Origin of the sequence: Nonomuraea sp. NPDC049655, from assembly GCF_044465465.1 — a bacterium.
Classification (GTDB): Bacteria; Actinomycetota; Actinomycetes; order Streptosporangiales; family Streptosporangiaceae; genus Nonomuraea.
Window position 1 is genome coordinate 54,349 of sequence record NZ_JBITLS010000007.1, and the last position, 12,126, is coordinate 66,474.

The 12,126-nt window shown below is 73.7% G+C and carries 10 protein-coding genes; 6 read left to right on the forward strand and 4 right to left on the reverse strand.

All coding sequences use genetic code 11. The features are described 5' to 3' along the window. Nucleotides 1–285: 285 nt before the first annotated feature. Together ACIBQ6_RS23040 and ACIBQ6_RS23045 are read left to right on the forward strand one after the other, a co-directional pair. Nucleotides 286–1,683, forward strand: a complete 1,398-nt coding sequence (locus tag ACIBQ6_RS23040) for an APC family permease (RefSeq protein WP_397214329.1) — start codon at nt 286–288, stop codon at nt 1,681–1,683. Further along, the gene (locus tag ACIBQ6_RS23045; protein ID WP_358292337.1) at nt 1,680–2,318 is read left to right on the forward strand and encodes a GPP34 family phosphoprotein; all 639 of its coding nucleotides are present in this window, start codon (nt 1,680–1,682) and stop codon (nt 2,316–2,318) included. Before ACIBQ6_RS23040 ends, ACIBQ6_RS23045 begins: the two co-directional genes overlap by 4 nt. A gap of 26 nt (nt 2,319–2,344) precedes the next feature. Here ACIBQ6_RS23045 and ACIBQ6_RS23050 read toward each other — a convergent pair whose 3' ends face one another. From ACIBQ6_RS23050 to ACIBQ6_RS23060, 3 genes are all read right to left on the reverse strand, one after another. Then, nucleotides 2,345–2,707, reverse strand: a complete 363-nt coding sequence (locus ACIBQ6_RS23050) for a hypothetical protein (protein WP_397214332.1) — start codon at nt 2,705–2,707, stop codon at nt 2,345–2,347. Further along, entirely contained in the window at nt 2,704–4,482 is a 1,779-nt protein-coding gene (locus tag ACIBQ6_RS23055; protein ID WP_397214334.1) for a hypothetical protein, read from the reverse strand. Before ACIBQ6_RS23055 ends, ACIBQ6_RS23050 begins: the two co-directional genes overlap by 4 nt. A 484-nt stretch (nt 4,483–4,966) precedes the next feature. Beyond that, entirely contained in the window at nt 4,967–5,236 is a 270-nt protein-coding gene (locus ACIBQ6_RS23060; RefSeq protein ID WP_397214336.1) for a hypothetical protein, read from the reverse strand. Between the two features lie 37 nt (nt 5,237–5,273). On the opposite strand from ACIBQ6_RS23060, the gene ACIBQ6_RS23065 reads away from it, so the two are divergent. The 3 genes from ACIBQ6_RS23065 (at nt 5,274) to ACIBQ6_RS23075 (ending at nt 7,517) form a co-directional block, all read left to right on the forward strand. Then, a complete protein-coding gene (locus ACIBQ6_RS23065; protein WP_397214338.1) occupies nt 5,274–5,693 on the forward strand; it encodes a hypothetical protein in 420 nt (139 codons plus the stop codon). 137 nt (nt 5,694–5,830) lie between these two features. Beyond that, nucleotides 5,831–6,433 carry a hypothetical protein gene (locus ACIBQ6_RS23070; protein ID WP_397214340.1) on the forward strand — a complete coding sequence of 201 codons (603 nt, stop codon included), beginning with the start codon at nt 5,831–5,833 and terminating at the stop codon, nt 6,431–6,433. Nucleotides 6,434–6,509: 76 nt separating this feature from the next. Continuing rightward, nucleotides 6,510–7,517, forward strand: coding sequence for an endonuclease/exonuclease/phosphatase family protein (locus ACIBQ6_RS23075; protein WP_397214342.1), 1,008 nt, complete (start codon nt 6,510–6,512; stop codon nt 7,515–7,517). A gap of 19 nt (nt 7,518–7,536) precedes the next feature. Here ACIBQ6_RS23075 and ACIBQ6_RS23080 read toward each other — a convergent pair whose 3' ends face one another. Continuing rightward, entirely contained in the window at nt 7,537–8,979 is a 1,443-nt protein-coding gene (locus tag ACIBQ6_RS23080; RefSeq protein ID WP_397214344.1) for a long-chain fatty acid--CoA ligase, read from the reverse strand. A gap of 211 nt (nt 8,980–9,190) precedes the next feature. Between ACIBQ6_RS23080 and ACIBQ6_RS23085 the strand changes: the two genes are divergently transcribed. Next, a complete protein-coding gene (locus tag ACIBQ6_RS23085; protein ID WP_397214346.1) occupies nt 9,191–12,028 on the forward strand; it encodes an ATP-binding protein in 2,838 nt (945 codons plus the stop codon). Nucleotides 12,029–12,126 lie beyond the last annotated feature (98 nt).

The window sequence follows — 12,126 nt, forward strand, 5'->3', positions numbered from 1 at the left end:
CGGGGGGCGGGGCCCCCCCCCCCCGGGGGGGGGGGGGGGGGGGGGGGGGGGGGGGCCGGGGGGGGGGGGGGCCCGGGGGGGGGGGGGGGGGCCGGGGGGCGCCCCCCCCGCCTCCGCCGGCGCGGGCCCTGCGGCGAGGTCAGGTACGCAACCACCTGGAGCAGCCTCTTGCGACGTGACCGTGGGCTACGGAAGGATCGCCAGATCGAGCCCCACCGGTATCCGTAACCCCATGCGTATACCGAGGCCCGTCACCCCCCGCATGGACGACATGGAGAGGCTGTCGTGCAACCTCAGGAGAGCATCGAGCAGTTCGGCTACCGTCAGGAATTACGCCGCGGGGTCGGACTGACCGACCTCGTGTTCTACGGCCTGATCTTCATGGTGCCGATCGCGCCGTTCGCGATCTTCGGCCCGGTCTACAAGGCCTCGGGCGGCATGCCCGTCCTGGCGTACCTGGTGGGCATGGTCGCGATGTTGTTCACCGCTGCCTCCTACGCGCAGATGGTCAAGGCCTTCCCGCTGTCGGGGTCGGTCTACAACTACGCGGGCCGCGGCATCGCCCCGTCGGTCGGCTTCATGACCGGGTGGGCGATCCTGCTCGACTACCTGCTCGTGCCGAGCCTGCTCTACCTGGTCGCCTCGATCGCCATGAACGCCAGCGTGCCGGGGGTGCCGGTCTGGGGGTGGCTGCTCGTCTTCGTGGCCGTCAACACGGTGGTCAACCTGCGCGGCATCCGGATGACGATCACCCTCACCAAGGTGCTGATCACCTGTGAGCTGGTCGTGCTCGGCCTGTTCGTGCTGATCGGGATCTGGGCCCTGCTCCAGGGCGAGGGCCACGGGTTCAGCCTCTCACCGCTGTTCAACCCCGACACCTTCTCCTGGCCGGTGATCTTCGCCGCGGTCTCCGTCGCGGTGCTGTCCTTCCTCGGCTTCGACGGCATCAGCATGCTCGTCGAGGAGTCCGCGGGCGGCTCGGCCCAGGTGGCCAGGGCCATGCGGCTGGCGCTGATCCTGGCCGGGCTGCTGTTCGTGGCCCAGGTCTGGGTGGCCGCGCTGGTGGTGCCCGACCCGGCGGGCCTGCTGAAGACCGGCTCGGAGACCGCCTTCTACGACGCCGCCGCCTCGGCGGGCGGCGAGTGGCTGCGGCACGTCACCTCGACGGCCACCGCCATCTCCTGGGGCTTCGCCGACACCCTGGTCGCCCAGGTCGCCGTCTCCCGCCTGCTGTACGCCATGGCCCGCGACCGGCAGCTGCCGGCCTTCCTCGCCAAGGTGTCGATCAAGCACTCGGTCCCGGCCAACGCCATCCTGCTCGTCTCGGCGCTGTCCGTCGGCATCGGCGTGTGGGCCTCGCAGCTCAAGGAGGGCGTCGGCCTGCTGAGCAGCCTGGTCAACATGGGCGGCCTGATCGCGTTCGTCGTGCTGCACGTGTCGGTGATCGTCCACTACCGGGTCCGGCAGCGCTCGTCCGACTTCTGGTCGCACCTGGTGGCGCCGCTGATCGGCATGGCGATCCTGATCTTCGTGATCGTCAACGCCAACATCCTGGCCCAGCGGGTGGGCCTGATCTGGCTCGCCGTCGGCGTCGTCGTCCTCGGCGTCCTGTACGCCCGCGGCCGCCGCCCGGTGCTGGACGGCGACGACAAGGCCGGTCTGACCGGGATCCGGTCGCCGTGACGCGGCCGCCGCTCCACCACGAGCTGTTCCTCATCGCTCACGACCAGTCCGGCAAGCCCCTGGTGCACCAGCACTCGATGGCGCTCGGGCTGGCCGGGGCGGTGCTGCTCGACCTGGCGCTGAGCGGGCGCGTCACGGTCGGGCGGGGCCGGATCGCCGTCGTCGACCCCACCCCGGTCGGCGACGCGGTCGTGGACTCCCTGGTCCCGCTGATGGCCCGCGACCGGGCCGAGGGCGAGGCCAGGTTCTGGATCAAGAAACTGGCCGAGGACGCCTACGACCGCACCCGGCAGAGCCTGGTCACCGCGGGCGTGCTGGTCATGGTGACCGGGCGGCGTATGGGCATGTTGCCGTACACGCGGTACCAGCTCGCCGACATCGCCTCGGTGGTGCGCGCCTCGGCCGGGGTGCGCTCGGCGGTGGAGGGCTGGAAGCAGCCAGACGGGCGTGGCGCGGCGCTGTGCGGGCTGGTGGGGGCGCTGCGGCTGGAGGCCGAGCTCTACCTCGACCAGCCCTCGGCCCGGCTCGTCGAACGCCTCCGGGAGATCGCGGGCGAGCACTCCCCCGTCGTCAGGGAGGTCGTGCAGCTGATCGACGACATGCTCGGCGAGGCCGCGGTCGCGGTCTTCCGCTGACCGCGGCCCCCTTCGAGAGCCGCTGGTCAGCCGAACAGCTCGCGGATCTGGCCGACGACCTCCACGATCACCGACACCTCGGCGGCGCGGGCCGACAGCCGCTTGAGCGCGTCGAGGACGCGGGAGCGGTCGGGGTCGGCCTGCTCGATCTCCTGGCGCACGTCGGCGACGTCCCGGCGGGCCCGCGCGGGCTCGGTCACCTCCGCCTCGTGCTCGGCGAGCAGGCGTTCCAGCCGGTCGAGCAGCCGGGCCGCCTCGCCGGGGGCCGAGCCGCCCAGGTTGTTGACCGTGGCGCGGGAGTGCGGGCCCACCGCGATCGGGCCGCTCACCTCGCCGCCGCTGATGTGCACGCCGTACGAGCCCGGCATGGGGGTCTGCTCGTTCGTCACGCGCCCTGCCCTCCCAGGTTGTTGACCGTCGCCGCGGCCTGGTGCCCGAAGGCGACCGGGCCGCTGACCGTGGCGCCGCCGCTGACCGACAGCGTGTTCATGGTCACGCTCGCCGCCTGCAACCGGTAGGCGCCGGTCTCCACGCCCTTGTCCTCCAGGAAGTCGAGGACCGCCTCGGTGAGCCGCTGCTCGATCATCCGCACGTACTTGGAGACGTCGAGGACCTGGATGTGGGTCTGCAGGTCGTCGCTCGCGCCCAGCTCCCGGACGCTGAAGCGGGCGCCGTAGGGGTAGACGATGTGCTTGCGCGGGTCGGGCGCCAGCATGTTCTGCCGGACGGCCTGCACCCCCGTACGGACGAGCCGGGCGGGCGCGGCCAGCACGTCGCGCAGCAGCCGCAGCTTCAACGACCTGACCGCCTCCCAGGCGATGCGGCCGCCGGTCATCGTGGGCAGCCGGTCGACCACGTGGTAGGGGCCGTGGGCGGGCGGGAGCACGGTGACCACGAACTGGGTGTAGAGCATCCGGCCCTCGACGGCCAGGTAGATGAACGCGGAGGTCAGCGCCTCCTGATCCTCGGCGGGAGCGACGAGCCGGCCGTTGCGGTCGCGGATCTCCTGCCCGGCGTTGTTGATCGTGACGCGCTGGTAGTAGCGCACGCCGCCCTGCGGATGGCGGACGATCGCCTCGATCTCCTCGGGCGTGGCGTGGGACCTGGGCAGGCCGTTCTTGCCGATCAGCGGATGGGACACCGGAACGCCGCCCTCGTGCCAGTCGGCCACGGTGAAGATCCCCCTGGTGACGACGTGGTCGCCGATGTCGAGCCGCTGGATGCCCTCGTTGGGACGCAGCACCCGGTCGCGCATGTCCTTCAGCCGCTCGCGGACGAAGGCGTGCAACTCGACGGGGTCGAGGTCGACCGGGTCGTCCTGGCGGCGCGGCGGGCCCTCGCGGCCGCGCACCCGGTCGAGCTCGACGGCGATCGACCAGGTCCTGGCGATGGACCCGGCGCCCATGAAGGCGTCTTCGTTGGCGTACATGGTGATGTTGCCCCACTGGGCGCTGCGCACGTAGTCGACGCGATGGGCGGTGCGGGGGCCGGTCGCGCCGGTGACCGGCTCGGGCGCGCCCGGCCGCAGCGTGCCTGCCAGCGTCATGTACGTCGCGATCCGGTAGACCAGCGCCACCCCGAGCGTGGTGAAGGGCACGGCCATCGCCAGCGCCAGCGTGCCGAGCCCCTGGCCCAGGACGTCGGCGACGCCGTAGGAGGGGCCGTCGTCGTAGAACGAGGAGCTGGACAGGCTCTGCAGCAGCAGCACGGACAGCGCGGTGGAGAACACCGCGGCCAGCAGGAGCAGGGCCATGTTCGCGGCCCAGAACCAGAGCATGGCCCGCAGCACCAGCGAGCCGCGCCGGACCCGCCCCGACGTGAGCAGCACCAGCGGGACGAGCGTCGCCACCCACGCGATCGTGGTCAGCGGGGAGATCACGAACCCGACGAGGAAGAACACGGTGATGAGCGCGTCGCGGACGACGAGCATCGAGCGCGAGCGCCGGCAGTGGTGGATCACCGGGACGAGGTCGAAGCCGCCGTAGGACGGGGGGACCGCGCGGTAGGGATCGAACATCAGCTCGCCCAGCACCCGGTCGCGGAACCCGCTGTCGAGGTAGGCGGCGGCGCTGAGGTAGCGGGTGACGTTGCTCATGCGGGGCACGCCGGGGTGGGCCCTGGTGTCCCGCGTGGAGCCGGTGGCGCCGGAGCTGTCGACGGCCATGACCCTCCTTCGTCGGTGAACCCGGCCGAGCTTATGAGGGGCGAGTGCTTTGGGGGGCTCGTTGTTATCAAATAGTCTCGTTCACCGGAAGTGAAGCTCGGGACAAAAGCCCGATAAATTGAAATTCTTCCCTTTACGGAGCATTACGGGAGGGTGTATTGGTCCACCATTCAGGCGCCGAGGGGCGGTGCGGGCGATGCGGCAGCGACACCGGCGCCCTCACCCAGTGCCCCCGCTGCGGCGCCCTCCTCCCCGCCCCCACACCCCCCACCTCCACACCTCCCGCCGCCTCCGGCCCCTCACCCGCCGACCCCGCAGACACCGGCGCCCCACCCGGTGGCCCCGGTTCCCCGCCCGCCGGCAGTGGCGTCCCGTTCGTAGGGGTCGGCACGCCGGGGGCCGGTTCCGGTGGTGTTCCGCCTGTGGCGCGCTCGTCCGGGGAGGGGGCGTTCGCCGGTCTCTCGCGGGGGCCGCTGGGGGACGATCATCCGCCGCCGCCCTCGCGGTTGCGTCCGCCGGGGTGGCGGCGGCCGGTGGTGCTGGTCAGCGTGGCGGCGGCGTGCGCGACGACGGCGCTGGTCTGGTGGGTGGCCGGGAGCCGCCCGTCCTCTCCGGCGGAGGCGGGCGGGCGCTCGGGCGGCGCGCCGTCGGCCGTCCAGCCGCAGACCTCGGACGAGGCGACGGACGACCCGGCGACCGAGGACGCCACCCCCACCGGCGACCCGGCCGCGAGCACCGACCCGACACCGAGCACGGACCCCACGGCAGGTGCGGCCGGGCAGGCCGGGCGGGTGGACGAGCTGCTGTCCAGCAGCAGTTCCGCCCGTTCCAGCCTGTCGGCGGCGATCGCGGACGCGACCGGTTGCCGCCGGTCCGGCGTGACCACGATCGAGGACATCACCGCCGGCCGCCGCGACCAGCTCGCCGCCGCCCGGACGCTGGAGGTGACGGCCCTGCCCGAGGGCGCGGCGCTGAAGCAGACGCTCATCACCGCGCTCGACGCCTCCTACGACGCCGACACCGCCTTCCTCTCCTGGGCCCGGCGCCATCTGGCGGGCGGCTGCACCGGCCCGGTCTCGGACGACCGCGATTACCGGCGAGGTCTCAGCAGATCGGAGGCCGCCCAGACGGCGAAGGCGCAATTCGCGCAGGCGTGGCAGCCGATTGCGGAGACATATGGCCTGACAATATGGAAAGCCGACCAGATCTAGCCATATTGGCCCATAATTCAGCGTAAGCACCGAAATTCCGAGCGCCGATCGACGAGAGGCCGCGCAGACGGCACGTTCCGCCGGTGACACGTTCCGTCCGGCGACGCGTCTCGTCAGTGACACGAAGGAGTGCTGCGATGTTCCTGCCACGCCGTGTGTTCCGGCTGGCCGCGGGGGCGGCGGCCGGATACCTGCTCGCCGTGCGCCCCTGGCACCTGCGCTGGGGCGCGACCGACAGAGAGGTGCACGAGGACCTGCCGGGTGACGACATCGTGCCGCTCCCCCAGCTCCAGGCCACCCGTGCCGTCACCGTGAACGCGCCGCCGCCGGTCGTGTGGGCCTGGGTGGTCCGGCTCGGCGGCTACCCGGGCCCGAGCACCCGTCCCGGCACCCGTCCGGGCACCGGAACCGACGCGCGGGCGGAAGCCGCCGGCGAGCCCGCGCAGCCCCCGCACGACCTCAAGCCCGGCGACGTCATGGACGGCGGCGCCTTCGTCGTCGAGCGGATCGAGCCCCCGCACAGCCTCGTGCTGGCCGACCGCGGCGCCGACGCCACCACGACCTGCTCCATCGCGCTCCGCGACACCGGCGGCGGCACCCGGCTGATCTACCGGCTCCGGATGCGCGGCGAGCCCACCGTGCGCGGCGCCGCCCACGTCGCGATGACGGACGTCGGCGACTTCGTCGCCATGCGCAGGCAGCTCCTCGCCGTCAAGACGGGAGCCGAGTCGGCGAGGTGAGCCACTGAGCCGAGCCGGTGAGCCGGGCTGGAAGGCCCTGGTTCGGGCCCTCCGCCGCTGCCTTAGGGTTCATGCTGTGGATCAACGGGCAGCGAGCGCGACGGCCGAACGCGCATCCGCCGGCAAGCGTCCCTCACCCCGGCGGCGCAGGCGCTGGTTCGCCTGGACGGTGGTCGCGCTGCTGGCGGCCTGGGCGGCGCTGCGGGTCGGTGGCCTGGAGACCGGCTCCTTCCTCATCCAGCTCATGACGGTGACGCCGATCGGCGCGGGGCTGGCCGCGCTGACCGCGCTGCTGGCGGTGCTCAGGCGCAACCGCCCGGCGGGGCTGAGCGCGGCCGTCGTGGGCATGGTGTTCGTCGCGTGCCTGATCCCGAGGACGTCCGGGGTCGAGCCGGGCAAAGTGATCGAGGGCGTCCCGCTGCGGGTGTTGTCGGTCAACCTGTTCGGATGGGCCGACGCCGAGACCGTGGTCCGCCTGGTGCGCCTGTACGAGATCGATGTGTTCAGCGCGCTGGAGCTGACCCCCGACGCGGTCCGGCGGCTCGACCAGGCGGGGCTGCGCAAGCTGCTCCCCTACCGGGTGCTCCAGGCCGCGGACGGCGCGATCGGCAGCGGCCTGTTCGCCAAGCACCCGCTGCGGCCGCTGCGGGGGCTGTTCACCCCGATCGGCCACAACATGCCGGCCGCCACGCTGTCCCTGCCCTCGGGCGGCAAGGTCGAGGTCGTGGCGGTGCACCCCGACCCGCCGCTCGGCCGGATGGCGGCCGAGTGGGACGCCTCGCTCAAGGCGCTGCCGTCCCCGTCGCCGTCGGTGATCAGGATCCTGGCCGGCGACTTCAACGCCAGCCTCGACCATCGCGCCTTCCGCGACCTGCTGGCCCGGGGCTATGTCGACGCGGCCGACCAGGTGGGCAAGGGGCTCGTCCCGACCTGGCCCAACAACAGGGCGATACCGCCGATCATCACGATCGACCACGTGCTGGCCGACCGCCGGGTGAACGTGGCCAGTACGGAGATCCTCGACGTGCCCGGCACCGACCACCGCGGCGTCTTCGCCGACCTGCGTCTGCCCGCCATCGGCTGACCCGCCGCTCCCCGCCCGGTCACCGCCCCCGCTGCCCGTGCAGCATTCTGAGGGACGCCCTGAGCAGCTTGCCGGCGCCGTTCCGCGGCAGGCCGGGGACGAGCTCCAGATACCTCGGGATCTTGAAGCGGGCCAGGCGGCCGTCGAGGTGGGCGAGCAGTTCCTCGGGCTCCGCGCTCGCCCCCGGCCGCAGCACGACCAGCGCCTTGCCGGTCTCCCCCCACTTCTCGTCCGGTACGCCGATCACCGCGCACTCGGCCACCGCCGGATGGGCGAGGAGCAGGTTCTCGATCTCGGCCGGGTAGACGTTCTCGCCGCCGGAGATGTACATGTCACTGATCCGGTCGCGGATGCGGACGTACCCGCCCTCGTCGGCCACGCCGATGTCGCCGGACCTGAACCAGCCGTCGGCGGACAACACCTTCGCGGTCTCCTTCGGACGCCGCCAGTAGCCGGGCATGACGTTGGGGCCCTGGACGTACACCTCGCCGGGCGCGCCGGGGGCGGCGGGCGAGCCGTCGTGGGCGACCAGCCGCACGTCGGAGAAGAAGCACGGCACCCCGGCCGAACCGAGCTCGGCCTCCGGGTGCCCCGCCCCGAGGAAGAGCGCGCCCGGGGAGGTCTCCGTCATGCCGTACCCCTGCAGGAACGGCAGCCCGCGCTCCCGGTACGTCCTGATCAGCGGCTCGGGCACCGGCGCTCCTCCGCACAGCAGGTGCCGCAGGCTGGACAGGTCGGCGTCCGCCCAGCGCGGCGACCGCGCGAGGGCCGCGAACATCGACGGCACGCCGAACATCATCGTGACCCGCTCGGACTCGACCAGGTCGAACGTCCTGTCCACCCGGAACGACGGCTCCAGCAGCGCCCGGCCGCCCTTCAGCACGGTCGGGACGAGCGTCTGCGCCAGAGCCGCGATGTGCCACAGCGGCGCGCTGACCAGCGTCACCTCGTCGTGCGCGAGCGGCACGTCGACCAGCAGGTTCACGGCGTTCCAGATGAGGTTGCCGTGGGTGAGCATCGCGCCCTTGGGGCGGCCGGTGGTGCCCGAGGTGTACATGATCAGGCAGAGGTCGTCCTGGCTCACCGGCTCGTCCACGGGGTCGGCGGGCGCGCCGGCGATCAGCTCCTCGAAGGCGTCCTGGCTCAGGTGCCGGCCGGGCAGGCCGCCGCCGTCCTGGCCTTCGCCGAGGACGACGACGCGGGCGCCGGAGTCGTCCAGGAGGAAGCGCAGTTCGGGCGGGGCCAGCCGGGCGTTGAGCGGGACGAACACCGCGCCCAGCAGTCCGGCGGCGAAGAACGTCTCCACCAGGGACGGGTGGTTGGGCCCGAGATAGGCGATCCGGTCGCCGCGGCCCACGTCCAGGCCGGTCAGCCCGTGGGCCAGGCGGGTGACCCGGTCGTACAGGTCGCCGTAGGTGCGGTCGATTCCCTGGTAACCGACGGCGGGCCGGGCGGGCGTCATCCGCGCCCTGCGTGCCGGCCATGACCCAAGCCCCTGATTCCGCATCGGCACTCCTTGACGGTCAGGACTCAAGGTAGGTCACCAAGCGCTTGCTGTCACCGGAATGCCATACTTTCTCCCGTCCGCCCTCTCTCGTGCTCCTGGGGCGTCGGCGGTTTCCGTGGGTGGCGGCCTCTTTCAGCGGCGGCATCCGCGCGTGACACTGGACGGCGTGTCCCCAGTCACGCGCGTTCCCGTGTTACGCGGCCGCGACGCGGAGGAGAACGTCCTGCTGCGGCTCCTCGACGACGCCCGGGCCGGCTCCGGAGGGGCGCTGCTGCTGACCGGCGCGGCGGGCATGGGCAAGACGGCGCTGCTCGACCTGGCCGCCGCGCGGGCCTCCGGGTTCCGGGTGCTGCGGGTGTCGGGGGTGGAGCCGGAGTCGCGGGTGCCGTACGCGGGGCTGCACGGCCTGCTGAGGCCGGTGTCCGGGGTCGTCGCGGCGCTGCCGGCCGCCCAGGCCCGCGCGCTGGCCGAGGCCCTGGAGTCCGGGACCTGCGGAGCGGGGCTCGTGCTGCCCGCCGCCGTGCTCGGGCTGCTGTCGGCGGTCGCCGCCGAGCGTCCCGTACTGGCCTGCGTGGACGACGCCGACCGGCTGGACGCGGCGAGCCTGGACGCGCTCTCGTTCGTGGCCCGCCGCCTGTCCTGCGAGCCGATCGCCCTGCTCTTCACCAGCAGCCCCCCGCCCTCCCACGCCGTCCCGTACGGCGAGCGGGAGCCGGAGGGGTTCGACGGCGAGGCGATGCGGCGGCTTGAGGGCGTGCCCGCGCGGGTACTGCGCGGGCTCGACGGGCCGGCGGTGCGGGAGCTGGCCGCGGACCTGGCGCCCGGCGGGCTCGCCGAGGACCTGTCGGCCGCGCTCGACCAGATCGCCCGCGGGAACCCGCTGGCGCTGCGCGAGCTGATCGGCGCGCTCACCCCCGACCAGCGGGCCGGGCTCGCGGCGCCGCCCGCCGTCCTGCCTCCTGGTGGGCGGTTGTGGCGGGAGCACACGGGCGTGCTGGCCCGGCTGCCCGCGCGTACGCGCCGGCTGTCGCTGCTGATCGCCGCCGATCCGGCCCTGGACGTGGCGACCCTGGCCAGGGCGGCGAGCCCGGCGTGCGCGTTGTCGGTGCTCGAACCGGCCGAACGGGCGGGCGTCCTGCGGGCCGACGGGGACGCGTTCGCGTTCCGGGAACCCGCGATGCGGGCGGTCACGTACCACGCGGCGTCGCTGGCCGAGCGCCGCCGCGCCCACCGCCTCCTCGCCGACCTGCTCACCCCGGGCGGGTGCCACACAGGTGGTTGGGAGGGGTTGCGGCGGGCGTGGCATCGGGCCTGGGCGGGGGATGGCGGGGAGGAGGCCGGGGACGAGCTGGCGCGGGCGGCGCTGGCCGTGCGGTGGGCCGCCGGGAGCTCCGAGCCGTGCCTGGCCTCGGAGCGTCGTGCCGGGTTCCCCGAGCCCTACCTGGCGTTGGAGCGCGCCGCCGAGCTGACCGCTGATCCCGCGGTCAAGGCCGGACGGCTGGCCGCCGCCGCCAGGCACGCCTGGGTGTCCGGACGTCCCCTGGCCGCGCGTTCCCTGCTGGCCCGGCTGCGGTCGCCCGGCGCGCCCGAGGAGCTGCGCGGCCACGTCCAGCTCCTGCGCGGCAGCCTGGAGCTGCTGGGCGGCGAGACCGGCAGCGCCCGCGAGGAGCTGCTGGCGGCGGCCCGCGGGCTGCTGGACAGCCACCGCGTGCTCGGCGTGCGCGCGCTGGTCCGCGCGGCGGACGCCAGCTACCGGGCGGGCGACAACCGGGCGTTCATCGCGATCGCCCGGCAGGCGGCGGCCCTGCGACGTCCGGACGAGCCGGCGCCGGCGCAGCTCATGTTCGAGTACCTGGCGGGCATGGCCCACACCTTCAGCGGCCTGCACCAGGAGGCGGCCGGGCCGTTGCGGCGGGTGCTGGAGCTGTCCGGCTCGGTACGCGACCCGGCTGTGCTCACGTGGGCGTGCGTGGCGGGCATGCTGCTGGGCGAGGACGCGGTGGCCCACCGGCTGTCGGCGCGGGCCGTGGAGGAGGCCCGGCTGCGCGGAGCCGCGTCGGCCGTGCCGCAGCTCCTGGAGTTCACGATCTACCCCGACGTCTGGACGGGCCGGTACGCCTCCGTCGCTGCCACCGCCGCGAAGGGCCTGCGGCTGGCCCGCGAGACGGGCCAGTACAACACCGCGGCCCAGCACCTGGCCTGGCTGGCGATCAGCGCTGCCGTGGAGGGCGACCAGGAGACGTGCCGGATCCGCGCGGACGCCGCCATCGAGCTGGCCGACGCCCACGAGCTGGGTCTGGCCGGCGCGGTCGGCAACTGGGCGCTGGCCTGCCTCGACCTGGCCGCGGGCCGCGTGGCCGACGCCGCGGGCAGGCTGCGGGCCGAGCGGCGCAACCGCCACGTCGTCATCAGGGTCATGTCCACCCCGCACTACATCGAGGCGGCCGCCCGCACCGGCGACCGCGAGCGGGCCGCGGCCGCCCTGCGGGTGCTCGAACGCTGGGTCGGCAGCACGCGCAGCCCCGGCCTGCGGGCGCTGGTCTCGCGCTGCCGGGCGCTGCTGGCGGTGCGTCCCGGCGAGGCCGAGGAGCTGTTCCTGGACGCCCTGCGCCTGCACGGCCAGGGCGTCTGCGCGTTCGAGGCGGCCCGTACGCACCTGCTGCTGGGCAGCGCGCTGCGGCGTGACCGGCGGCCCGGCGCGGCCAGGAACCACCTGCACACGGCGCTGGAGACGTTCGAACGGCACGGCGCGCGGCTGTGGACCGAGCAGGCCAGGGCCGAGCTGCGGGCCTCCGGCGAGCCGGTCCGGCCGGCCGCGGACGCGACGGTGTCGCAGCTCACCGCGCAGCAGGCGCAGATCGCCCGCATGGTGGCCGCCGGCGCCACCAACAAGGAGGTCGCCGAGCAGCTCTTCCTCAGCAGGCGCACGGTCGAGCACCATCTGCGGAACATCTTCAGCAAGCTCGGCATCCGCTCACGGGTGGAGCTGGTCAGGTTCATGTAGCGCCTGAACCGGGCGGCGGGCGGCACGAGACCGGTGATTTCACCGATGCACGGCTGACCGCGCGTCCCGACAATGGCGACAGACAGCAGTCATTCCCC

What these genes read in the sequence shown, in the direction of transcription:
- ACIBQ6_RS23080 (WP_397214344.1), bottom strand. Translation starts at nt 8,979, where the DNA reads ATGACGCCCGCCCGGCCCGCCGTCGGTTACCAGGGAATCGACCGCACC.
- ACIBQ6_RS23055 (WP_397214334.1), bottom strand. Translation starts at nt 4,482, where the DNA reads ATGGCCGTCGACAGCTCCGGCGCCACCGGCTCCACGCGGGACACCAGG.
- ACIBQ6_RS23070 (WP_397214340.1), top strand. Translation starts at nt 5,831, where the DNA reads ATGTTCCTGCCACGCCGTGTGTTCCGGCTGGCCGCGGGGGCGGCGGCC.